This is a genomic window from Streptomyces sp. CA-210063 (assembly GCF_024612015.1).
Lineage (GTDB): Bacteria > Actinomycetota > Actinomycetes > Streptomycetales > Streptomycetaceae > Streptomyces.
Genome location: NZ_CP102512.1, coordinates 6208434 through 6230746 on the forward strand (window position 1 = coordinate 6208434; position 22313 = coordinate 6230746).

General features: G+C 70.8%; 18 protein-coding genes. 9 read left to right on the plus strand and 9 right to left on the minus strand.

Annotated elements, in window-relative coordinates:
* Positions 1-53: 53 nt before the first annotated feature.
* Complete coding sequence (locus JIX56_RS27260; protein ID WP_257544401.1) at positions 54-1727, minus strand: IclR family transcriptional regulator domain-containing protein; 1674 nt, start codon at positions 1725-1727, stop codon at positions 54-56.
* A gap of 280 nt (positions 1728-2007) precedes the next feature.
* Complete coding sequence (locus tag JIX56_RS27265; protein ID WP_257544403.1) at positions 2008-3354, minus strand: M6 family metalloprotease domain-containing protein; 1347 nt, start codon at positions 3352-3354, stop codon at positions 2008-2010.
* A 279-nt stretch (positions 3355-3633) separates the two neighbouring features.
* On the opposite strand from JIX56_RS27265, the gene JIX56_RS27270 reads away from it, so the two are divergent.
* Together JIX56_RS27270 and JIX56_RS27275 are read left to right on the plus strand one after the other, a co-directional pair.
* Positions 3634-4287, plus strand: coding sequence for a TetR/AcrR family transcriptional regulator (locus JIX56_RS27270; protein ID WP_257544405.1), 654 nt, complete (start codon positions 3634-3636; stop codon positions 4285-4287).
* 222 nt (positions 4288-4509) lie between these two features.
* On the plus strand, positions 4510-6048 hold the full coding sequence (locus JIX56_RS27275) for an MFS transporter (protein WP_257544406.1): 1539 nt from the start codon (positions 4510-4512) through the stop codon (positions 6046-6048).
* Between the two features lie 27 nt (positions 6049-6075).
* On the opposite strand, the gene JIX56_RS27280 is transcribed toward JIX56_RS27275, so the two are convergent.
* Complete coding sequence (locus tag JIX56_RS27280; protein WP_257544407.1) at positions 6076-6582, minus strand: MarR family winged helix-turn-helix transcriptional regulator; 507 nt, start codon at positions 6580-6582, stop codon at positions 6076-6078.
* 230 nt (positions 6583-6812) lie between these two features.
* Between JIX56_RS27280 and JIX56_RS27285 the strand changes: the two genes are divergently transcribed.
* Complete coding sequence (locus JIX56_RS27285) at positions 6813-7598, plus strand: dioxygenase family protein (RefSeq protein ID WP_257544408.1); 786 nt, start codon at positions 6813-6815, stop codon at positions 7596-7598.
* An 18-nt stretch (positions 7599-7616) separates the two neighbouring features.
* Here the strand turns inward: JIX56_RS27285 and JIX56_RS27290 are convergent, their stop codons facing one another.
* Positions 7617-8135 carry a GNAT family N-acetyltransferase gene (locus tag JIX56_RS27290; protein WP_257544410.1) on the minus strand — a complete coding sequence of 173 codons (519 nt, stop codon included), beginning with the start codon at positions 8133-8135 and terminating at the stop codon, positions 7617-7619.
* Between the two features lie 193 nt (positions 8136-8328).
* Here JIX56_RS27290 and JIX56_RS27295 point away from each other — a divergent pair, with 193 nt between their 5' ends.
* Positions 8329-9324, plus strand: coding sequence for a sigma-70 family RNA polymerase sigma factor (locus JIX56_RS27295; RefSeq protein WP_257544412.1), 996 nt, complete (start codon positions 8329-8331; stop codon positions 9322-9324).
* A 788-nt stretch (positions 9325-10112) separates the two neighbouring features.
* Here the strand turns inward: JIX56_RS27295 and JIX56_RS27300 are convergent.
* Positions 10113-11087: a helix-turn-helix transcriptional regulator gene (locus JIX56_RS27300; protein WP_257544414.1), complete on the minus strand. Its 975-nt coding sequence runs from the start codon at positions 11085-11087 to the stop codon at positions 10113-10115.
* 99 nt (positions 11088-11186) lie between these two features.
* Here JIX56_RS27300 and JIX56_RS27305 point away from each other — a divergent pair, with 99 nt between their 5' ends.
* From JIX56_RS27305 to JIX56_RS27325, 5 genes are all read left to right on the plus strand, one after another.
* On the plus strand, positions 11187-12800 hold the full coding sequence (locus JIX56_RS27305; protein WP_443031888.1) for an MFS transporter: 1614 nt from the start codon (positions 11187-11189) through the stop codon (positions 12798-12800).
* 166 nt (positions 12801-12966) lie between these two features.
* Positions 12967-13791, plus strand: coding sequence for a DeoR/GlpR family DNA-binding transcription regulator (locus JIX56_RS27310; RefSeq protein WP_257544416.1), 825 nt, complete (start codon positions 12967-12969; stop codon positions 13789-13791).
* Positions 13788-14735, plus strand: a complete 948-nt coding sequence (gene pfkB, locus JIX56_RS27315) for a 1-phosphofructokinase (RefSeq protein WP_257544418.1) — start codon at positions 13788-13790, stop codon at positions 14733-14735. Before JIX56_RS27310 ends, pfkB begins: the two co-directional genes overlap by 4 nt.
* Positions 14736-14904: 169 nt before the next feature.
* The gene (locus tag JIX56_RS27320) at positions 14905-16995 is read left to right on the plus strand and encodes a PTS fructose transporter subunit IIABC (RefSeq protein WP_257544419.1); all 2091 of its coding nucleotides are present in this window, start codon (positions 14905-14907) and stop codon (positions 16993-16995) included.
* Between the two features lie 222 nt (positions 16996-17217).
* Positions 17218-17493 (plus strand): hypothetical protein, encoded by a 276-nt coding sequence (locus tag JIX56_RS27325; protein WP_257544421.1) that lies wholly within the window; start codon positions 17218-17220, stop codon positions 17491-17493.
* A gap of 56 nt (positions 17494-17549) precedes the next feature.
* Here the strand turns inward: JIX56_RS27325 and JIX56_RS27330 are convergent, their stop codons facing one another.
* The 4 genes from JIX56_RS27330 to JIX56_RS27345 all read right to left on the minus strand — a co-directional run bounded on the left by JIX56_RS27330 (position 17550) and on the right by JIX56_RS27345 (position 22252).
* Positions 17550-18308: a DUF6227 family protein gene (locus JIX56_RS27330; protein WP_257544423.1), complete on the minus strand. Its 759-nt coding sequence runs from the start codon at positions 18306-18308 to the stop codon at positions 17550-17552.
* 157 nt (positions 18309-18465) lie between these two features.
* Positions 18466-19683 (minus strand): L,D-transpeptidase, encoded by a 1218-nt coding sequence (locus tag JIX56_RS27335; protein WP_257551145.1) that lies wholly within the window; start codon positions 19681-19683, stop codon positions 18466-18468.
* A gap of 222 nt (positions 19684-19905) precedes the next feature.
* Positions 19906-20940 (minus strand): P1 family peptidase, encoded by a 1035-nt coding sequence (locus JIX56_RS27340; RefSeq protein ID WP_257544425.1) that lies wholly within the window; start codon positions 20938-20940, stop codon positions 19906-19908.
* A complete protein-coding gene (locus JIX56_RS27345) occupies positions 20930-22252 on the minus strand; it encodes a low temperature requirement protein A (protein WP_257544427.1) in 1323 nt (440 codons plus the stop codon). The genes JIX56_RS27340 and JIX56_RS27345 overlap by 11 nt, the downstream gene beginning before the upstream one ends.
* Between the last annotated feature and the right edge of the window lie 61 nt (positions 22253-22313).

Here is a 22313-nt window from a genome sequence, read left to right on the forward strand (position 1 = left end):
GCAGCCCCTGGGGGATGGGACGGGAAGGGGCGGCGGGGGCGAGAAAAAACGGGTCACACCCCTGGCACACGCCGAAACATCCCCGCCACCCCCAACTCCCCCTCGATCCGCCCCACCGTCACCCGAAGCTCCGGCAGCACATCCCCCACACACTCCTCCACACTCCGCCGACTGCTGTGCATCGCCACATTCACCGCCGCGACAACCCGCCCACCCCCACCCCCCTCCCGCACCGGCACGGCGATGGACCGCAACCCCTCCTCCAACTCCCCGTCGACCAGCGCGTACCCGGCGACCCGCACACCCTCCAGGACGGCCAGCAGCTCCCGCCGGTCCGTGACCGTGTGCGGGGTCAGCCGGATGAGCCGCTCCGGGAGGGAGACCTCCGGGAGCAGATCGGCGAGCATCACCCGCCCCAGGGAGGTCGCGTACGCCGGCAGCCGCGTCCCGAGGGTGATGTTGACGCTCATGACACGGCTGGTGGCGACCCGCGCGGTGTACTGCACCTCGTCCCCACCCTCGGTGAGGATCGCCAGGGATGCCGAGTCATGGACGCGCTCGGACAGCTCGGCCAGATGCGGGGCGGCGATCCGGGGGAGGGGCAGCATCGACAGGGGCGGGAAGCCCAGGCCCAGCACCCGGGGCGTGAGGCGGAAGACACGGTCGCGGGACTCGACGTATCCGAGGTGTTCGAGCGTGATCAGCGCACGCCGGGCCGTCGCCCGGGCGAGCCCGGTGGCCTGCGCGACCTCGGTGAGGGTCAGTTCGGCCCGGCCCTCGCCGAAGGAGGTGATCACGGTGAGCCCCCGGGCGAGCGACTCGATGAACTCCCGGCCCAGTTCCTGCTTGGAGGCCCCCGTCCAGGCGGCGAGCCCGGAGGGCGCCGGGGAACCGTCCACCGCGGTGGCGACCGCCCGGCGCTCCCGCAGCGCCCGCTCCATCGCCGCCACGGTCGCCCGCAGCCGCGGCAGCAACGTCGAGCGCAGCGACTCCGCGGTGTGCCGGCTGGTGTGGCTGACGACGCTCGCCACACACGCGACCCGCCCCGTACGCGGATCCCGCACCGGTACGGACACCGCCACCAGTCCCGGCTCGATCAACTGGTCGTCCAGCGCCCACCCCTGGGCGCCCGCCCGAGCCGTACGGGCCTCGAAGTCGTCGTACGCGCCGCCGCGCGGTGGCACCGCCGGGAATCCGCGCCCCTCGGGATCGGCCTCGCGGCGGGCCCGCCAGCGTGCCCAGTCGGCGCTGTCCCACTCGGTGGCGAACAGCGGGCCGGGCGCCGTGCGTTCGGCGGGGAGCAGGTCGCCGATACGGAAGCTGAGGGACATCGCGCGGCGGCGGGTCGCCTGGTGGATGAAACGGATGCCGTCCCGGTCGCGGACCGCCAGGGACACCGACTCGTCCAGCTCGTCGGCGAGGGCGTCCGCGTGGGCGTCGAGGAGGCGGGGGAGACGGATAGCGGCCAGGTAGGCGTTGCCCAGCTCCATCAGACGGGGGGCGAGGACCGCGTCCCGCCCGTCCAGCCGTACGTACCCCATCCGGGCCAGCGTCGCCGTGATCCGGTCCACCGTGGAACGCGCGAGCCCGGTGGCCTTCTCCAGCCCGCTCAGACTCAGCGTCCCGTCCGCCTCGGTGAGCCGACGCAGCACGGTGATTCCCCGCATGAGAGGGGCGACGGCCTCCGGCGGTGCGGAGAGGGAGGCCGCGGTGACGTTCGGGAGCATGGGGCCACGGTAATGCTGCGCAGCTGGGCCGGGTGCCCAAGGTGTCGGGGGTGCCTGTGATCGGGCGGGTGCGGGTTCGTCGTGGTTGCTCGCGCAGTTCCCCGCGCCCCTGAAAAGCAGGGGCTGCGCCCCGTGCTTCTCGGCCCGCAGGACGGTCGTCTTCCAGGCCCGCAGGGCCTGGTCTTTCAGGGGCGCGGGGAACTGTGCGAGCAACCCCCACCTACCCGCACAAACCCACCCACCCTAGACACCGCACCCCTGTCTCCCCCCCCACCCACCGTCACTCCCGCCTCACCACCACCCGATGGTTCCCCCCGCCATCCACCCCCTCCACCGCGATCTCGACCCCCGCCCGCACGTCCTTGAAGGACTCCCCCGGCACGAACGGCGCGTCGGAGAGCTCGGCGTGGACATTGGGGCTGCGCGTGCACCCCCCGCTGTCACGCCGCGAGTCGTACACCTTGATCGGCCCGTTCCCGGTGTCGACGGTCGCGTCGACCCGGTAGACGAGCACACCGGGCCGGCACACCGCCGCGTCGTTCCCGGCCCGCGTACGCAGCTCGACGGCGTACGCGGTACGGGAGCTGAGGGGGACCACGACCAGTTTCCCGCCGCCGGGTTCGGCCAGCGGGGACAGCGTGTACTCGGCGCTCCCGACTCCGGCCACGCAGCCGATCTGCCTCTCGTCGAGCCAGCCGAGCTTCCACTTGTGCCAGCCCAGCAGATCGTTGTCGACGCCCCAGTCCTCGCTCATGATGTCCCAGTGCCCGACCGCGCCCCCGCCCTCGTGGGTGTAGAGGTCGGGAAGCCCGAAGACATGGCCGTTCTCGTGGGGGAGGACCCGGTAGCCGGTCTCGTCGTACGAGCCCGAGCCGTCGTCCTGGCGGCTGTAGACGAAGGACGTGTTGGCGACCGGGACACCGTCCGCGACCGGCGCCTCACGGTTGCCGGCGAAGGTCACCGACAGGACGGTGTCGAGGGCGGAGGGGCCCGCGTTCGGGGTGACGAGGACGTTGACGAGGTCGTACGACCGGAAGTCCACCAGCGGATCGGCGACCCGCACCATGTCCTGGACCAGCCGGCGGTAGCCGGGGTCGAAGGGGGCGCCGCGCTCTATGCCGTACGAACGGAAGGACCTCGGCATCCGCAGCCACTCGGTGAGCGGGGCCTCGGGACGGTAGTCGATACGGCCGTAACTGCTGGTCCGGAACCACTTCTGGGTCTGGGGGGCGAACTCCGCGAAGCGGTCCATCGCGCTGCCCTCACCGGGCGCGTCGGAGAAGTCGATCATCAGGTTCAGGGCGCGCACTGTGCCGGTGGAGCGTGAGTAGCCGGGCGGGGTCGGTATGCCCTCGGACATCTGGGTGCCGAGCGGGCCGCGGATCATGCAGGGACCGAGTGCCGAACCGCGGGGGAGGGCGGTGGCCCCCGCGGCCGTCGTCCTCTCCTTCGCCATCAGGTGCCCGGTGCCGGCGGAGGTGCTGACCGCGAGCGTGAGGGCGGTCACGGAAGCGAGCGCGACGACGCGGCGCGGACGTATCCGGTGCGCCCTCCGCCGCGCGCGAGGCGGCTGGGACGGACGTATCCGGCGCGAAGGTATCCCGTTTCTGCGGAACGGCTGCTGCATACACACGCCCTTCGCTCCACGGCAGCCGCCCGGTGACGAGACTGCACCCTTTCGATCACCCTGTGTCGAGGGGTGCGCGGGCGCGCGCTGGAAGGGCCGAACGTGGACCCGGGCCCGTCGTGACACAGTGACGCAGGTCACAGAGGAAGTGCTCCGGGGCGGGAAATAACCGGGGACCGTTTCCCCGTTTAGCCAGGTGTCCGAGCGAAACGGGGACTCCATCCCCGGATAGTCACCGGACATCCCCCCACTTCACTGGATCAGGAAGAGGAGTACGTCGTGGAGACCGCCACCGCCGTACGTCGCAAGGTGGCCCGCCCGCGGGCCGACGCCCTGCGCAACCGGGAGCGGATCGTCACCGCCGCCCGGGAGATGTTCGTGGAGTTCGGCCCCGACGTGCCGCTCGACGAGATCGCCCGCCGGGCCGGCGTCGGCAACGCCACGCTGTACCGCAACTTCCCGGACCGCGACGCACTGGTCCGCGAGGTCATCTGCTCGGTCATGGACCGTACGGCCCTCGCGGCCGAGGTCGCGCTGACCGAGACCGGGGACGCGTTCGAGGCGCTGTCGCGCTTCGTGCACACCTCCGCCGACGAGCGGGTCAGCGCGCTCTGCCCGATGGTCCAGAGCACGTTCGACAAGCACCACCCCGACCTGGAGGCGGCGCGCGAGCGGCTGGAGGAACAGGTCGAAGGGATCATGAAGCGTGCCCGGGACGCCGGTCAGCTCCGCGCCGACGTGGGAGTCGGCGACCTGATGATCGCCGTCAGCCAGCTCAGCAGGCCTCCGGCCGGCACCCAGTGCACGGGCGTCGACCGCTTCGTCCACCGCCACCTGCAGCTGTTCCTGGACGGTCTGCGGGCCCCGGCCCCCTCCACGCTGCCCGGCACCGCCGTGACCATGGAGGACCTGCGGAGGCCGTGCCGGCCCTGACCTGACCTGATCCGACCCGGGCTCGACCCGACTCACCGACCTCACGGCCGTCGACGACGACAAGCCGCCACTTCTAGACGCTCTTTTCGCCATCGACCTTTCACGGTCGACCTTTCACCGTCGACTCTTCGCCACCGGCTTTTCGCCACCGGCTTTCCGCCACCGGCTTTCCGCCACCCGATACCGATTTTTCCGTCACGAAGTCCCGAAGTGGGTATCCCCATGTCTGAAACAGTCCGCAGCGTCCCCGAATCGGTGGACGACTCGCACTCCAACCGCTGGAAAGCGCTCGTCTTCATCGCCCTCGCCCAGCTGATGGTCGTGCTCGACGCGACCATCGTGAACATCGCCCTCCCGTCCGCCCAGCAGGACCTGGGGATATCGGACGGCAACCGCCAGTGGGTCATCACCGCGTACGCGCTGGCCTTCGGCGGTCTGCTCCTCTTCGGCGGACGCATCTCCGACCTGTGGGGCCGCAAGCGCACCTTCGTCACCGGCCTGATCGGCTTCGCCGGCGCCTCCGCGCTGGGCGGCGCGGCCACCGGTGAGGCGATGATGCTGGGCGCCCGCGCGCTCCAGGGCGCCTTCGGCGCGCTGCTCGCGCCCGCCGCGCTCTCCCTCCTCGCCGTGATGTTCACCGACGCCAAGGAGCGCGCCAAGGCGTTCGGCATCTACGGCGCGATCGCCGGTGGCGGCGGCGCCGTGGGCCTGATCCTCGGCGGCTTCCTGACCGAGTACCTGGACTGGCGCTGGACGTTCTTCGTCAACATCCCGTTCGCGGTGATCGCGGCGGTCGGCGCGTACTTCGTCATCCGTGAGCCGGCGGGCGGCCGCAACCGCTCCCCGCTCGACATCCCCGGCGTGGTCCTGTCCACCCTGGGCCTGGTCACCCTGGTCTACGCCTTCACGCGGGCCGAGTCCGACGGCTGGGGCGACTCGACGACCGTCTCCCTGTTCGTCGCCTCCGTGGCGCTCCTCGCGGCCTTCGTGCTGGTCGAGTCCAAGGTCAAGGCCCCGCTGCTGCCGCTGCGCGTGATCACCGAGCGCAACCGCGGTGGTGTCTACCTCTCGCTCGGCCTCGCGATCATCGCGATGTTCGGCCTCTTCCTCTTCCTGACCTACTACCTGCAGATCGTGAAGGGGTACTCCCCGGTCAAGACCGGCTTCGCCTTCCTGCCCATGATCACGGGCATGATCATCGGCTCCACCCAGATCGGCACCCGCCTCATGACCCGGGTCCCGCCGCGCCTGCTGATGGCCCCGGGCTTCCTGGTCGCCGGCCTGGGCATGCTCCTGCTCACCCAGATGGAGATCGACTCCTCGTTCACGGGTCTGCTCCTGCCGGCCCAGCTGCTGCTCGGCCTCGGCATGGGCACGGCGTTCATGCCGGCGATGTCGCTGGCGACCCACGGTGTCGAGCCGCGTGACGCGGGCGTCGCCTCCGCGATGGTCAACACCTCCCAGCAGGTGGGCGGCGCCATCGGCACGGCCCTTCTGAACACGATCGCCGCCTCCGCGACCACGTCCTACATCGAGGACCACATCGGCTCGGCCACCTCGAAGTCGGCCGCCCAACTGGTCCAACTCCAGGGCATGGTCAACGGCTACACCAACGCCATCTGGTTCGCCGTAGCCATCCTCGTCGCCTCCGCCGCCATCGCCTTCACCCTCGTCACGACGGGCAAGCCGGACATGACGGCGACGACGGGAGACGGCGAGAACGCGACGGACGAGGCGAAGATCCCGGTGATCGCTCACTGACGGTTTCACCAGCGCGCTAGATCGCCCCTACCGAAGCCAAGGCAAATCCGCACCGGCCTCCGTCGGCTGAAGTCCCTCCGCGATGATCCCCATGATCTCGCCGAGGGACTTCTGCTGTTCCGCCGACAACCGGTCGAACAGCGCCTGCCGCACCGCCGTCACATGCCCCGGCGCACTCTTCGACAGCATCTCGAACCCCTCGTCCGTCAGCACCGCGAACTGCCCCCGCTTGTCCACGGGGCAGTTCTCGCGCCGCACCCACCCGTTCTTCTCCAGCCGGGCCACGGCGTGCGACAGCCGCGACCGCGTGATCTTCGTCCGCATCGCCAGCTCGGTCATCCGCAGCCGCCGCTGCGGCTCCGCGGACAGGACCACGAGAAGGTGGTAGTAGAGGTGGGGCATGCCCGCGTCGCGCTGCAACTGGCGGTCGAGATGGTCCTCGAGAAGGGTCGTGGCGTGCACATAGGCAAGCCAGGTGCGCTGCTCCTCTTCGCTGAGCCAGCGGGGTTCTTGATCGGCGGAGTCGGTCTTCATACCCCCACTGTACGAGGCTTCTTCTTGAAATTTGAACTATAGAGATGTAAGGTGAAATAATAAATATTGAGACTTCAACTACTGGGGAGTTGGGGGGAGTCTCAAGCGCCGGAAGGCGCGAAGGAAGACCATGGAGACAAGAAGCGACCACCGTCCCCGCCGAGGCGTGTGAGCTCAGAAGTACAGGTGTGTGCCGTGTGCGTCGCGCGTGTGTTGAGGGAGTCACCCCTATGTCCGCCGCCACCGCCGAGCGCATGCCCGCCCTCTATCTGAGTCACGGGGCCCCACCGCTCGCCGACGACCCGATCTGGCCCGGCGAACTCGCCGCCTGGTCCGCGACCCTGCCCCGCCCCAAGGCGATCCTCATGGTCTCCGCCCACTGGGAGGAGGCCCCCCTCGCCCTCGGTGCGGTCGACCCGGTCCCCCTCGTCTACGACTTCTGGGGCTTCCCGGAGCACTACTACAAGGTGCGGTACGGAGCCCCCGGCGCCCCCGAGCTGGCGGCCTCGGTCCGCAAGCTCCTCCAGGCCCCCGGCATCCCCGTCCAGGACATCCCGGACCGAGGCCTCGACCACGGCGCGTACGTCCCCCTGGTGGAGATGTACCCGGACGCGGACATCCCCGTCCTGCAGATCTCCATGCCGACGCTGGACCCGGTCCGCCTGATGGGCATCGGCCGCAAGCTGGCCCCCCTCCGCGACGAAGGCGTCCTCATCGTCGGCTCCGGCTTCTTCACCCACAACCTCGCCGCCCTCCGCCAGCCCGGCACCCCCACCTGGTCCACGGAGTTCGACGACTGGGGCCACCGAGCCCTCGAATCCCGCGACTGGGACGCCCTCCTCGACTTCCTCCACAAGTCCCCGGCCGGCCAACTGGCCCACCCCCGCACCGAACACTTCGCCCCTCTCTTCGTCACGATGGGCGCGGCCGAGGCCGCCGGCGAACTGGACGCCCAGAAGTCGGTGATCGACGGATTCTGGCTGGGACTGGCGAAGCGGTCGGTGCAGTTCGGGTAGGGCTGCCGGGCGGCCGGCTCAGAGCTCCTTCTCGTACCAGGCCACATCCCAGTACCGCCCGAACTTCCGCCCCACCTCGCGGTACGTCCCCACGTACCGGAACCCGAACCGCTCATGCAGCCGGGCCGACGCCTCGTTCGGCTGGGCGATGCCGGCGTACGCGCGGTGCAGATCCTCACCCGCGAGTGCCTCGAACAGCGTCTTGTACAGCAGTGTGCCGACGCCCCGGCCGCCCGCGTCCGGGGCGAGATATATCGACACCTCCACCGAGGTGTCGTACGCCGGTTTCGCGCGAAACGCGCTGCTCGTGGCGTACCCAAGAATCCGCTGTGAGCCCGTGGAGACGGCAACCATCAGGCGGTGCGGGCCGTCTTCAAGGTGGGAGAGGAGCCAAGGGCGGCGCTCTTCCGGAGTGAAGACGGTGGTATCGAATGTGGTGGGCGTCTCACGGACGTAGTGGTTGTAGATGTCGGTGAGGGCGCTGAGGTCGGTCTCGACTCCTGGTCTGACCTGCACCTCTGCGGACTCCGCCGACATCCCGCCACCTCCCGTGGCGGCACAGGGTACTGCAAGATCAGAAAAATAGTGGGATGGGTTGGGAATTCTGTCCTGATTCCAGTCGTTGTTTCCTTCGGAAGCAGGGCACTCGGGAGAGTGTCCGAGCGGCCGCATCAAGACCTATGTAGGACCAGATACGACCCTGCCAGCCCACCATCGCAAGGGAGCACGCATGGCAACCCGTGCCGTCGCCGCTCGTCGTTCGTCCTCTGGCCGGACCGACGCGGCTCGCAGCGTTCGCGCCTCTGGCGGCGAGATCGCCGACCGCGACCTGGTCGGCATGTATCTCGACGAGATAGCGCGTACGCCGCTGCTCGACGCCGCCAAGGAAGTCGAGCTGTCCCAGATCATCGAGGCGGGTGTGTTCGCGCAGCAGATCCTCGACGGCGAGGAGGAGGCCAGGGCGGACGCCACCCGCGAGGAGCTTCAGGCCCTCGTCGCCGACAGCGAGCGGGCCAAGGACATCTTCATACGGTCGAACCTGCGGCTCGTCGTGGCCGTCGCCCGGCGCTACCCCCGCAGCGGCCTGCCCCTGCTGGACCTCATCCAGGAGGGCAACGCCGGCCTGGTCCGCGCGGTCGAGAAGTTCGACTACCGCAAGGGCTTCAAGTTCTCCACGTACGCCACCTGGTGGATCCGTCAGGCCATCACCCGTTCGATAGCCGACCAGTCGCGCACCATCCGGCTGCCCGTCCACCTGGTCGAGGAGCTGGGCCGGATCCGCCGCGTCCAGCGCGAGTTCAACCGTGAACACGGGCGCGACCCCGAGCCCCAGGAGATCGCCACCGAGCTCGGCTCCAACCCGGACCGCGTCATCGACGTCCTGGACTGGGCCCGCGACCCGGTCTCGCTGAACATGTCGGTGGACGACGACGGCGACACCCAGTTCGGTGACCTGCTGGAGGACACCTCCGCGGTCTCGCCCGAGCAGTCCGTGCTCACGCTGCTGCGCAGCGAGGAGCTGGACAGCCTGATCGGACGCCTCGACCAGCGCACCGCCTCCATCATCAAGATGCGGTACGGCATCGAGGACGGCCGCGAGCGCACCCTCACGGAGGTCGGCAAGGAGCATGGACTCACCCGCGAGCGCATCCGCCAGATCGAGAAGCACGCCCTGCTCGAACTGAAGAAGCTCGCCCGCGACACGGGCTTCGACGCGGCAGCCTGATCCGGCCCGAGGCCGGTGTGTCCAAGGGCCGGTGTGTCCAAGGAGCCGGTGTGTCCAAGGAGCCGGTGTGTCCGAGGGCCGGTGTGTCCGAGGGCGGCTGATGGTTCGACACGGCCCAAGGCTCGGCTCCCCGGACCGGAGACCGGCGCAGACCAGGACCCCGTACGGCCCCTCCCCCCGGGGCCGCCGCGGGGTCCGGCCCGGCGTACGGCCCTGCGTCGGCCACTCTTCGCCACACCTTGGCCGTTCTACGCCGCTTCAACTCCCCGATCCCGGGGCACAAGACTTCCGGGCCCACGACTTCACCGGGCCCGGAGCCGCCAGGCCCGGGACCCGGAGTCCGAGGGAGTCGGGGCACCGCAACGCACCGAAGCGAAGCCTGTGCCGCCGTACGCCGTCGTACGTCACCGGAGCCGACAGCAGCTGGCAGAAGCCGACTCGAGCCGACCAAGGCCGAGCCGACCGAAGCCGAAGCGAACCGCAGCCGACCGACCGCAAGCCGCAGTGATGCGAAGCCACCCGAGGCCGAGTCCCGACGCTCTCCCCCCAGCGCCGGGACTCTCCGAGAGCCGGGCTTCGGCGCCTCCCCCCCCGGCGCCGGAGCCCGGCTCCTTTTCGTCAGGGCGGCCCGGCCCGGCTCGGCCCAAGGCGTCCGGGCAGATCAAAGGGCCACCCCGGACCTGAACCCCGGGGTGACCCGAAGGGCAGATTGTGTCACAGCGGCACACTCCACCGCGGGCACGGCGGTGCCATACGCGCACGTCAGGGGGCCCCCTTCAGCCCCCGCCTCACTCTTCGGCGCCGCCCGCCGCCCGCGTCAGCCGTGCCCCCAACTCCCGTACATACCCGACCAGTTCCGGTGGCTCGTGCACCGTGAACTCGCAGTCGACCATGGCGAGCCGTACCGCGAGCCACTCCATGGAGTCGCCGACGGACGCCCGCAGCCGGCAGCTGTGCTCGTCGACGGGTTCGGGCGTACCGAACCAGCGGGGCAGCCGGGCCGCGATGAACTCCACGGGCGCGGCGAAGGTGACATCGAACGCGTACGTCTCCTGCCGCCGGTACATCGACTGCTTCAGATACTCCTCCGCGCTCCCCGTCGGCAGCTCGCGCGGCGTGAACCGGGCGCCCGTGGCGAAGGGCTCCTCGACCCGGTCGACCCGGAAGGTGCGCCAGTCGGCGCGGTCGAGGTCGTACGCGACGAGATACCAGCGGCGGCCGGTCGAAACGAGCCGGTACGGCTCGCAGTGGCGGCGCGAGTCCGTGCCGTCCCCGGAACGGTAGGCGAAGCGCAACCGCTCCTGACCCGCCACCGCCGAGGCCATCACGGTCAGCGTCTCGGGCGTGACGGTCGCCCCGTCGCCGCTGGTCAGGGGAGTGGTGGCGGCCTGCAGTGTGGAGACCCGGTGGCGCAGCCGTGACGGCAGCACCTGTTCGAGCTTGGCGAGCGCCCGTACGGAGGCCTCGTCCACCCCCTCCACCGCGTGCCCGGCCCCGGCCCGCAGCCCCACCGCGATCGCCACGGCCTCCTCGTCGTCCAGCACGAGCGGGGGCATGGCCTTCCCGGCCACCAGCCGATATCCGCCGTCGGCCCCCATCGTCGCCTGCACCGGATAACCCAGCTCCCGCAGCCGGTCGATGTCCCGCCGCACGGTACGACGCGAAACCCCGAGCCGCCCGGCCAGCTCACCACCGGGCCACTCGCGGGGTGTCTGGAGGAGGGAGAGGAGTTGGAGGAGCCGGCCGGGGGTGTCGGTGGTCATGAGAGCCCCTTCCCTATCCGCGATTTCCCTGTCGTCATGACCCGAGCATGCCGCAGAAGTAGGACGCAATCTGACCTAATGGGCGTCTAGTTTCGAAGCATGACCTCGACCACGAGCGCCCCGAACGGGCGCGGGGAACTGCGCGACCAGCCACAAACGACCCGCGGTGACGCCACGACAGCCACCCCAACGGCGCTGGACCCAGCCCTCCTTGGCGGAGCCGACCGCGGAGCCGACCGCCGACGCTGGATCGCCCTCGCCATCGTCATGACCGCCGCCTTCATGGACCTCGTCGACGTCACCATCGTCAACATCGCCATCCCCTCCATCCAGCGAAGCGAACACACCACGTTCAGCCAGATCCAGTGGATCACCGCCGGCTACGCCCTCGCCTTCGCCGCAGGCCTCGTCACCGGCGGCCGACTCGGCGACATCCACGGCCGCAGGCGGATCTTCCTCCTCGGTATGGGCGGCTTCACCCTCGCCTCCGCGCTGTGCGGCCTCGCCGCGAACCCGGAGATGCTGGTGGCGGCGAGGATCGCGCAGGGCGCGACCGCCGCGCTGATGGTGCCGCAGGTGCTGTCGATCGTGCACGCGACCTTCCCGGCGCACGAACGGGGCAAGGTGTTCGGGCTGTTCGGCGCGATCGTGGGCCTCGGCGCGGTCTCCGGCCCGCTGCTCGGCGCCCTGCTCATCGAGTGGAACCCGTTCGGCCTCGAATGGCGGGCGATCTTCCTGATCAACCTCCCGGTCGGCGTCGCGGGCCTGATCCTGGGCCGCCGTTTCATCACCGAGTCGAAGGCCCCGCACGCCCTGAAGCTGGACCTCGTGGGCGTCGCCCTGGTCACCGGCGGTCTGCTGATGCTGCTCTACCCGCTCACCCGGGGCCATGAGACGGGCTGGCCGCTGTGGGGACACATCTCCATGGCCGGCTCGCTGGTCGTGTTCGCGGCGCTGGTGGCGTACGAGCGGCGCAAGACCGCGCGGGACGGCTCCCCGCTGATCGAACTGTCGCTGTTCAAGGTGAAGAGCTTCGCGGCGGGCATCGCCGTACAGACCGTCTTCGGCATCGCCCTCGGCGTCTTCTTCCTCGTCTGGACGCTCTATCTTCAGACAGGCCTCGGCTGGAGCGTCCTGAAGGCCGGCCTCACCGGCATCCCCTTCTCCCTCGCCGTCTCGGTCGCGGCCGGGGTGTCGGTCCAGAAGCTCGTCCCGCGCTTCGGCCGCAAGGTCCTCCAGGCGGGCGCGCTGCTGATGGCGGCCGGCGTGCTGCTGTACCTGGCGGAGTCCGAACGGTACGGCCTCGCCCTCACCCCCTGGCAGATGGCGCTCCCGCTGGTCGTGATGGGCGCGGGCATGGGGCTCATCGTCGCCCCGCTGACCGACGCGATCCTCTCCGGGGTCCCGCGTGAGCACGCGGGTTCCGCGTCCGGGCTGATCAGCACGGTCCAGCAGATGGGCAACGCGCTCGGCCTCGGCCTGGTCGCCGTCGTCTTCTTCGGCGTCATGGAGGACCACCTCCTCCCCGCCGAGATCGGCCCCGCCTTCGTGGACGCCTTCGAGTACGCGCTCGGCTGGGTGGCCGCCGTCCTGCTGGCGATCTTCCTCCTGATGTTCGCCCTGCCGGGGCGAGCCTCGGAGGCGGACCACGAGGCGGCCGAAGCCGTGGAATCGGTGGACGAGGCCGAGCGGGAGGGGCAGTTGGTGCCGTGACCGGCGGCGACGAGAGCGGGGCCCGGCACCTCAGGTACCGGGCCCCGCTCCCGCCGTAAGCCCGATCATGTCCGAGTCGCGCCCGAAACTGTTTACTTTTCGGAAATCCGGGCGTAGCCTCCCGATCGAAACCACAGAATCGGGCATCGGTCGGAGGTGAACGGACATGTACGCACCGGAGCGGCAGCAGGAGATCCTTCGGCTCGCCCGTGACGGCGGCCGGGTGGACGTCGTGTCGCTGGCCGAGGAGTTCCAGGTCACGGCGGAGACGATCCGACGCGATTTGAAGGCCCTCGACCGCGCCGGCCTCGTCCAGCGGGTGCACGGCGGCGCCATCCCCGCCGGCCGACTGGACTTCGAGCCCGACCTCGCCGAACGCGAGGGCACCGCGGCCGACGAGAAGGACCGTATCGCGCAGGCCGCCCTCGCCGAACTGCCGAGCGACGGCACGATCGTCCTCGACGCCGGCACGACCGTCGCACGCCTCGCCGCCGCCATCCCGCTGGAGGCCGCGCTCACCGCGGTCACGCACAGCCTCCCGATCGCGGCCCGCCTCGCCGACCACCCCGGCATCCAGCTCCACCTCGTCGGCGGCCGAGTCCGCCACCGCACGCGCGCCGCCGTGGACGCCTGGGCACTGCGGGCCTACGGCGAGATCCGCGCCGACGTCCTCTTCGTGGCGGCCAACGGCTTCTCCGTCGAGCACGGCCTGACCACCCCCGACCTCGCCGAAGCCGCGGTGAAGCGGGCGGCGGTGGCCGCCGCCCGGCGCGTCGTACTGCTCGCCGACTCCACCAAGCACGGCCAGGAGCACTTCGCCCGCTTCGGCGACCTCAGCGATGTGGACCTGCTGATCACCGACACCGGACTGAGCCCCGAAGACGCCCTCGCCATCGAACGCAAGGGCACCGAAGTGCTGCGCGTCCCGGGCACCGAGCCCCTCAGCGGCTCCGCCACGGACCGCACCAACGGCCGGAAAGACCGCTCATGATCCTCACCGTCACCCCCAACCCGTCGCTCGACCGCACGTACGAGGTCCCCTCCCTCGACCGCGGCGAGGTCATCCGGGCCACCGGCGAACGCATGGACCCGGGCGGCAAGGGCGTCAACGTCTCCCGCGCGGTCGCCGCCGCCGGGCGCCGCACCGTGGCCGTACTACCGCTGGGCGGCGCACCGGGCGCACTGGTCGCCGACCTGCTCGACGCGCAGGGCATCGAGGTCGCCCGGGTGACGGTGGCCGGGGCGACCCGCTCCAACATCGCCCTCGCCGAGGCCGACGGCGTCCTGACGAAGATCAACGCGCCCGGCCCGGAGCTGTCGGCCGCCGAGGAGGAACTCCTCCTGGAGACCGTCCGCGCCCAGTCCGCCGACGCCTCCTGGATCGCCTGCTGCGGCAGCCTCCCGCGCGGCCTCGCCCCGTCCTGGTACGCCGCACTCGTCGCCCGCGCCCACGCGGCCGGCACCCGCATCGCGCTCGACACCTCCGGCCCCGCCCTGCTGGCCGCGCTCCGCGAACGCCCCGACGTCGTCAAGCCGAACGCCGAGGAACTCGCGGAGGCCGTGGGCCGCCCGCTCGCCACCGTCGGCGACGCCGTCAAGGCCGCGGAGGAACTCCGCGAGATGGGCGCCGGCGCGGTCCTGGCCAGCCTCGGCGCCGACGGGCAACTCCTCGTCGACGCCTCGGGCGCCTGGTTCGGCAGCGCCCGCGTCGACGTCGTCCGCAGCAACGTCGGCGCCGGCGACTCCTCCCTCGCCGGCTTCCTGATCGCCGGCGGCAACGGCCCCGAAGCCCTCGCCTCAGCCGTCGCCCACGGCGCCGCCGCCGTACAACTCCCCGGCAGCGTCATGCCGACCCCGGCCCACCTGGACCCGGCCGCGGTGACGGTGACAGCGGAGGTACCGGCGGACCGGATGCTCACGGAGCCGGTGTCATGAGCCCGATACGCCCGCTCCGGGCGGCCCCGAGCGGCGGTGACCACGAGTTAGTCACCACCCTTCCGCAGCACCGCACCCCGTCGGCCCCAGCGGCCCGCGCCCCCCACACTTCCGTCCCCACCCCCGCCCACCACACCCCCCGGGCGATACGCGTGCGAAGGAGCCCGCGATGAGCGAGATGATCACCGCGGACCTGGTCGACCTCGACCTGTCCGCCGATACGAAGGAAGCGGCGGCGCGTGCCCTCGCCGAGCGCATGGTGACGAAGGGCCGGGTCACCGACCTGGACGGCTTCCTCGCCGACGTGGCCGCCCGTGAGGCGCAGATGCCGACCGGCCTCGACGGCGGCATCGGCATCCCGCACTGCCGCAGCGAGCACGTCACCGAGCCGACCCTCGCCTTCGGCCGCAGCGCGGCCGGCATCGACTTCGGCGCGCCGGACGGTCCCGCCGACCTGATCTTCCTGATCGCCGCCCCGGCGGGCGCCGACGACGCCCACCTCACGATCCTGTCCTCCCTCGCCCGCCAGCTGATGAACACCGAGTTCACCGACGCGCTCCGCGCCGTGGACGACGCGGCCCGCGCCGCCGCACTCATCCGGGGCGACGAGGACGCACAGCCCACAGGGAGCCCCGAAAGCCCCGAGAGCACCGAAGACTCCGCGGCGGCACCGGTCGGAACGGCCTCCACCGGTGCCGCCGCGGGCAGCACGGACAAGCCCGCCGCCGCGGCCCCCGCCCCGACGGCACCCGCCGCCGAGGCCCGCCCCTTCCGTATCGTCGCCGTCACCTCCTGCCCCACCGGCATCGCGCACACCTACATGGCCGCCGAGTCGCTGGAGAACGCGGGCCGCGACGCCGGTGACGTCGAGATCGTCGTCGAGACGCAGGGCTCCGCCGGCTTCACCCGCCTCGACCCGGCCGTCATCGCCGCCGCCGACGGCGTGATCTTCGCCCACGACGTGCCCGTACGGGAGAAGGACCGGTTCGCTGGAAAGCCCACCGTCGACGTCGGCGTGAAGGCGGGCATCAGCCGCCCCGCCGAACTGATCACCGACGTCCGCGCCAAGGCCGAGCGCGGCGAGGTCACGGCCGCCGCCCGCCCCGGCACCCCCGTCGACCGCGCGGGCGAGCCCGGCGAGGGCTACGGCACCAAGCTGCGCAAGTGGCTGATGTCCGGCGTGAGTTACATGGTCCCCTTCGTCGCGGCGGGCGGTCTGCTCATCGCCCTCGGCTTCGCCATCGGCGGCTGGGAGATCACCGAGGCCAAGCCGGTCACCGAACACTTCGACTGGCTCCAGGTCGACAGTTGGGCGGCCCTGCTGCTCCAGATCGGTCAAGTCGCCTTCGGCTTCCTGATCCCGGTCCTCGCCGGTTACATCGCGTACGGCATGGCGGACCGTCCAGGTCTCGTGCCGGGCTTCGTCGGAGGCATGATCGCCTTCAACATCAACGCCGGTTTCCTCGGCGGTCTGGCCGCCGGTCTGATCGCCGGCGCGGTCGTCCTCGGAATCCAGCGGATCAAGATCCCGCCGGTGCTGCGCGGCATCATGCCGGTGGTCGTGATCCCGCTGATCTCCTCGCTGATCGTCGGCTTCCTGATGCTGGTGGTGATCGGCAAGCCCATCGCCGAAGCACAGAAGGGCATGACCGACTGGCTGAGCGGCCTCTCCGGCTCCAACGCGATCCTCCTCGGCGTCCTCCTCGGCCTGATGATGTGCTTCGACCTCGGCGGCCCGGTCAACAAGGTCGCGTACGCCTTCGCCACCGCCGGTATCGCCGTACAGGACCCCAGCGACTCCGCGATGAAGATCATGGCGGCGGTCATGGCGGCCGGCATGGTCCCGCCGCTCGGCATGGCCCTCGCCACCACGATCCGCAAGAAGCTGTTCACCAGCGCCGAACGCGAGAACGGCAAGGCGGCCTGGGTCCTCGGCGCCTCCTTCATCTCCGAGGGCGCGATCCCCTTCGCCGCCGCCGACCCGCTGCGCGTGATCCCCGCCTCCATGGCGGGCGGCGCGGTCACCGGTGCGCTCGCCATGGCCTTCGGCTCCACCCTGCGCGCCCCGCACGGCGGCATCTGGGTCACCCCGCTGATCGGCCAGCCCTTCCTCTACCTGCTGGCCATCGCCGTCGGCACGGCGATCACGGCCGGCCTGGTCATCGTCCTGAAGGGCATGCGCAAGACCCAGCCGGGCACGGCACCCGAATCCGCCCCCGCCACCGCCAAGACGGAGACCAAGGAGCCGGTCGCGGCCTGAGCGACTGAGCACCACCCGTGGGAAACGCCGGTCACGGCCTGAACCCGTGACCGTACGACGGCCGCAGCCCTCGCCAGAGAGGACTGCGGCCGTTCGCATGTCCAAGTGAGCCTCACGCGCCCCTTTGGGCGCCTTTACAACCCCTGTGACTTGTACGCCGTACCTGCGAGATACGTCACGGTCCGGGCTCAAAGTCCCATCCGGTGGTGTCTACTGGAGGGCATGCCTGAGCACGTGTCGGTCCTCCAGCTGGTGGGCGTGAGCGCCCTCGCCCTCGCGGCGGTCATCTGGGTCGCCGTGCTCGTCCGCGTTCTGCGCCGGGACCGCGAGGTCCACCGCGGCCGCTTCGCCGAACTGGCCCGCAATCGTGGGCAGCGCCTGCGCGCCCTGCCCCACCAGCGCCGCAAGGGTCCGCACGTGGAGCACGTGGAACTGACCCCGGCGGAACAGGACGCCTTCGCCTTCCTGGCCCGCCAGTTCAGCGACGACCGCCGGTAGACGATCCGCCGAGGTCGCCCGAGACCCCAGCCGGATCAGCCGAGCATCCCCGCGGATCAGCCGAGCATCCCCGCCCGCCGCTCCATCGCGTCCCGGGCCGCGTCCTCCGTCGAGTACACCTCGCACATATGGCGTCCGTCCGGCGTGGCCGTGTGCTCGACCTCCCAGAGAGAGATCTCCTGCCCGTCGGTGAGCAGGAACGCGTGCTCGTAGAGCGAGAAACTCAACCCGGGCCGACCCCGCCGAGCGGGGCGGCGCGGGCGGCCGAAGGCCTGGGTGATCTCGTGCGCGAACGCGGTCCGCAGCAGCAGCGTGGCCAGCTCGTCCCCGGGAGGGTCCGGGTTCTCCGCGCGCCGCAACAGCCGCCGGGCGTGGTCCGCCGAGTCGTCCGGCACATACTCGTGGCGCGGCTCCGGGAACGCCGCCAGCTCCACCATCGTGGGCAACTCGAAGTCGGGGGCGTCCGGCGGCAGCGGCAGCCGCGCGGTGGCGGCCCGCAGCTCCTCGTCGTCCGTGTACACCTCGTGCTGGGTGTCACTGCCGGGCACCGTGTTGTGCACCAGCTCCCACAGGGTGACGGCGGAGCCGTCGGCGAGCAGCCACGTGTGCCGATACGTCGCCCGGTGCAGCCCCGAACTGTAGTGCGCGGAGTGCAGCGAGCTGTCGTGCGCGAGAGCGCAGTCGAGCTGCCGTATGGTCTCGTCGGGCAGCTCGAAGGAGTTCAGGGCGCGGCCGAGGAGTCGCGCGAGGTGCTCCTCAGGAGACTCGGGCGACTCGGGTGGCTCGTACGCTGCCGTCTCGTACGGAACGCTCAAGGTTTCTCCCGGCGTTGCTGCATGTCACCTTGTGGGTGCATACCGTAGCCCCTCGGTCGGACATCATGTCCGGGAACCGAGAAAACGTACGTCCCTTAAACGCCGAAGCCGCGCGGTTGGTTCCCGCACGGCCCGACGAACTCCCGGAACCCCGAGGTCAGATGGCGCTCCCCGCCGTCCACTCACTCCACGACATGTTCCAGCCATTGAGGCCGTTGTCCGGCGCGACCGTGTCGTCCGGGGAATTCTTGACGACCACGACGTCACCGATCAGCGAGTTGTCGAAGAACCACTTGCCGAGCGTGTCGCCCTGTGCCCCCTGGGCATCCGCGAGGCCCACACAGCCGTGGCTGGTGCCCTGCCGTCCGAACGGCGGGTTGGACCTGCTGTACCAGTAGTTGCCGTGGACGAACGTGCCCGAGGTCGTCAGCCGCATCGCGTGCGGAACATCCGGGATGTCGTACTCCCCGCCGAACCCGACCGTCGAACCGTTCATCCGCGTCTGCGTGAACTTCTCCGAGATCACCATCTGACCGTTGTACGTCGGGTTCTGCGCGCTGCCCGCCGAAATAGGCACCGTCTTGATCGTCTTCCCGTCCCGTACGACCGTCATGGTCTGCGTGTTGACGTCGACCGTGGAGACCTGGGAGCGGCCGACCGTGAAGGTGACGGTCTTGTCCTGCACGCCGTAGACGCCGTTCGCGCCCTCCACACCGTCCAGATCGATCTTCATCGTGACCTTGGACCCGGCCTTCCAGTACTCCTCCGGCCGGAAGTCGAGCCGCTGCGCCCCGAACCAGTGCCCCACCACCTCCTGCCCGCTGCTCGACGTCACCGTGATGTGCGACTGCACGGCCTTCTGGTCCGTGATCGCCTTGTCGAAGGTGAACGACACCGGCATCCCGGCCCCGACCGTCGTGCCGTTGTCCGGCGTGTACGTCCCGATGAAGCTGTTCGCCGTCGACACGGTCGTGAAGATGGAATTGGCCGCCGACGTCTTCCCCTCGGCGTTCTTCGCGGTCGCGGAGATCCGGTACTTCGTCCCGCGCTCCAACTGCTCCTTCGGCTTCCAGGACCGCCCGTCCGCCGCCATCTCACCCGCCACGACCGCGCCGCCCTCCGCCGCGGTCATCGTCACCTCGGTCAGCTTGCCCCCGCTGACCTTCACTCCGGTCGCGTTGATGGACGCGTCCGTCGCACCGTCCTTCGCCGAGATCGTGATCCGCGCCGACGTGTCCTGCGTCGACGTCCCCTTGCCGCCCCCCTTGTTGTCGGCCTGGGCGTCCCCGCCGCAGCCGGTGAGGGTCAGCGCACCGACCACCAGCACAGCACAGGCCACCGTCGCACGCCGCACAGCAATCTTCGGCCTCGTCACGATCTGCTCCAGCTTCTTCATGTCCACGCGATCCACGTGATCCCCTCCGGTACGTGAAGAAGGAGCGAACGACGGCCGAGCGGGTTCCCACCGTCCCCACCCGTCGGCATCACGTGACAGAACCGGGACAATCGCCACCGGCGACACCGCTGGAGCTACCGGTCTCCCCATTCCCCGGGGGCGTTGGGGGCCCCTCCCCCCTCCCCCTCCCCTCCCGCCCCCTCAACCCCTCCCGTACAACTCCCCGTACGACGGCCACACTCCGCCCGGCCCGTCCACCGACTCCGCCGCCCGCACCGCCCGTACGATCGCCCGGGTCACCAAGTCCGCGCCCGCCGCGAGGAGTTCGTTCAGCGCGAGGGGACCGGCCTCGGGCGGGAGCGGCCGGGCGCCCGTCGCCAGGGTGAACACCGTGTCCCCGTCGTTGAGCAGATGCACGGGGCGTACGGCGCGGGCGATCCCGTCGTGCGCCGTGCCGGCCAGCTTCTGGGCCTGGGAGCGGGTCAGATCGGCGTCGGTGGCCACGACGGCCAGCGTGGTGTTCAGCGGGGGAGGCGGGCTCTTCGCGGCGGCCTCGGCGAGCCGTCGGCGAGCGACCTCATGGACCTCCGGTGCCGGATACGCCGTACGCCCCTGCGACAACAACTCCCCGTACAGCACCCCCGTCTCCGGATCCATCGCCGAGCCCGCCGCGTTGGCCACGACCAGCGCGGCCACCGTGATCCCCGAGCCCAGCACCGTGCTCGCGGTGCCGATGCCGCCCTTGAGCAGCCCGACCGTCGACCCCGTCCCCGCACCCACGCATCCCTCCGCCACCCGGGCACCGAGCCCGCTCGCGGCGGCGGCCTCGACCGCTTCCCGGCCGGTGGCCGCGTCCGGTCTGGCCCTGAAGTCCCCGCCCCGGCCCAGGTCGAAGACGCAGGCGGCCGGGACGACCGGCACCACGTGCGCCGGATCGCGGCCGACCCGCACACCGCGTCCGCGCTCCTCCAGCCAGGCCATCACGCCCGACGCCGAGTCCAGCCCGTACGCGCTGCCGCCGGTCAGCACCAGCGCCTCGACCTTCTGCACCAGGTTCCGCGGGTCGAGCGCGTCCGTCTCCTTGGTGCCGGGCCCGCCCCCGCGCACATCCACGGCCGCGACCGCGCCGCCCTCCGGAGCCAGCACGACCGTCGTACCCGTGAGCCAGCCCTCGCCGGTCCGGGTGGCGTGGCCGACCCGCAGACCGGGGACATCGGTCAGAGCGTCAACCGCCATGGCTCTCCCGAGTGTTGTGGGGCTCGTGGGCTTCGTGGGCTTCGTGGGCGTTGTGGGTGCTGTGGTCGCGGGCGGTGAATGCCACCCCGACCGCGACCGTCACGGCCGACACGATGCCCGCCGCCAGGACCGCCCAGTGGCCCAGGAACGTGCACACGATCACGGCCAGCGCGGCGAGCGGCAGGACGGTCTGCTGGGCCGTGCCCACCTTGGAGTGGCGGGCGTGCAGCGCCCATACGGAGAGGAGATACAACGCCGTCGGCAGGGTCACCGCGGCCGATGCCGCCAGCGTGGAGATGTGCGCCTTGTGCACGGCCTGCTCCACCGAGACCTCCAGCCCGGCGCCGATCGCCGCGGCCGACGCGAAGATCAGGTAGTGGCCGTAACCCCACAGGAAGCTCTCCTTGTTGGAGCGCAGATGACCGTGGATGGGAACGGTGAAGTAGATCCACCACGCCGAGAACACGATCAGCAGCCCGCCCACCGCGATCGGGAGCAGCTCGCCCAGCGCGTCGTTCTCGCTCGCCGCCGACTTCACGGCGACCGTCGCCGCCAGGATCGTCTCGCCGAGCACGATGATGGTGAACAGGCCGTACCGCTCGGCGATGTGATGCGGATGCCAGGACGTCTGGAAGCCCTTCTCCGCGTACACCGGCACGCACAGCTCAGCGATCGCCATCACCAGGAACAGCCAGGGTCTCGCCGGCTCCGGCAGGACCAGCAGCCCCAGCCAGCCGACCTGGCACAACGCCACGCCACCCGCGTACCGCAGTGCCATGACCCGCTCGGCACCCGTCGCGGTCCGCGCGGCCCGCAGCCACTGCGCGGTCATCCCCAGCCGCATGATCACGTAACCGAGCACGACCAGCAGCCAGTCATGGTCCTCGAAGGCCCGGGCGACCCCGGCGGCGAGCACCAGCACACCGGCTATCTGAACGAGGGTCACCAGCCGGTACGGCACGTCGTCGTTGTCGTATGCCGAGGCGAACCAGGTGAAGTTCATCCAGGCCCACCAGATCGCGAAGAAGACCATCGCGTAGTTCACGATGCCCTCGGCCGTGTGCGCCTCCGCGACGGCGTGCACCAGCTGGACGCCCGCCTGGGCGACGGCGACGACGAAGCACAGGTCGAAGAAGAGCTCCAGCGGCGAGGCGACCCGGTGCTCCTCCTCACGCCCCCGCGCGACCAGCCTGCGCACCGGTGGCCGGCCGGCGCCGGGGGAGACGGAAGCCGAAGCCGCCGCCTCGGCCGCGGCGGAGCTCGGGGTGGGCTCCGGTGCCGGGGGAGGCGAGGGCGTGGAACGGGGCGTCATGGGGCCAAGCACACCAGAAATCCCGGTGGAATTCTCGGTCAGGTGTTCACAAGTGCAGGGG

Coding starts and splice junctions, on each gene's coding strand:
- JIX56_RS27260 (WP_257544401.1), bottom strand. CDS start 1,727: ATGCTCCCGAACGTCACCGCGGCCTCCCTCTCCGCACCGCCGGAGGCC.
- JIX56_RS27265 (WP_257544403.1), bottom strand. CDS start 3,354: ATGCAGCAGCCGTTCCGCAGAAACGGGATACCTTCGCGCCGGATACGT.
- JIX56_RS27275 (WP_257544406.1), top strand. CDS start 4,510: ATGTCTGAAACAGTCCGCAGCGTCCCCGAATCGGTGGACGACTCGCAC.
- JIX56_RS27280 (WP_257544407.1), bottom strand. CDS start 6,582: ATGAAGACCGACTCCGCCGATCAAGAACCCCGCTGGCTCAGCGAAGAG.
- JIX56_RS27285 (WP_257544408.1), top strand. CDS start 6,813: ATGTCCGCCGCCACCGCCGAGCGCATGCCCGCCCTCTATCTGAGTCAC.
- JIX56_RS27290 (WP_257544410.1), bottom strand. CDS start 8,135: ATGTCGGCGGAGTCCGCAGAGGTGCAGGTCAGACCAGGAGTCGAGACC.
- JIX56_RS27295 (WP_257544412.1), top strand. CDS start 8,329: ATGGCAACCCGTGCCGTCGCCGCTCGTCGTTCGTCCTCTGGCCGGACC.
- JIX56_RS27300 (WP_257544414.1), bottom strand. CDS start 11,087: ATGACCACCGACACCCCCGGCCGGCTCCTCCAACTCCTCTCCCTCCTC.
- JIX56_RS27305 (WP_443031888.1), top strand. CDS start 11,187: ATGACCTCGACCACGAGCGCCCCGAACGGGCGCGGGGAACTGCGCGAC.
- JIX56_RS27310 (WP_257544416.1), top strand. CDS start 12,967: ATGTACGCACCGGAGCGGCAGCAGGAGATCCTTCGGCTCGCCCGTGAC.
- pfkB (WP_257544418.1), top strand. CDS start 13,788: ATGATCCTCACCGTCACCCCCAACCCGTCGCTCGACCGCACGTACGAG.
- JIX56_RS27320 (WP_257544419.1), top strand. CDS start 14,905: ATGAGCGAGATGATCACCGCGGACCTGGTCGACCTCGACCTGTCCGCC.
- JIX56_RS27325 (WP_257544421.1), top strand. CDS start 17,218: ATGCCTGAGCACGTGTCGGTCCTCCAGCTGGTGGGCGTGAGCGCCCTC.
- JIX56_RS27340 (WP_257544425.1), bottom strand. CDS start 20,940: ATGGCGGTTGACGCTCTGACCGATGTCCCCGGTCTGCGGGTCGGCCAC.
- JIX56_RS27345 (WP_257544427.1), bottom strand. CDS start 22,252: ATGACGCCCCGTTCCACGCCCTCGCCTCCCCCGGCACCGGAGCCCACC.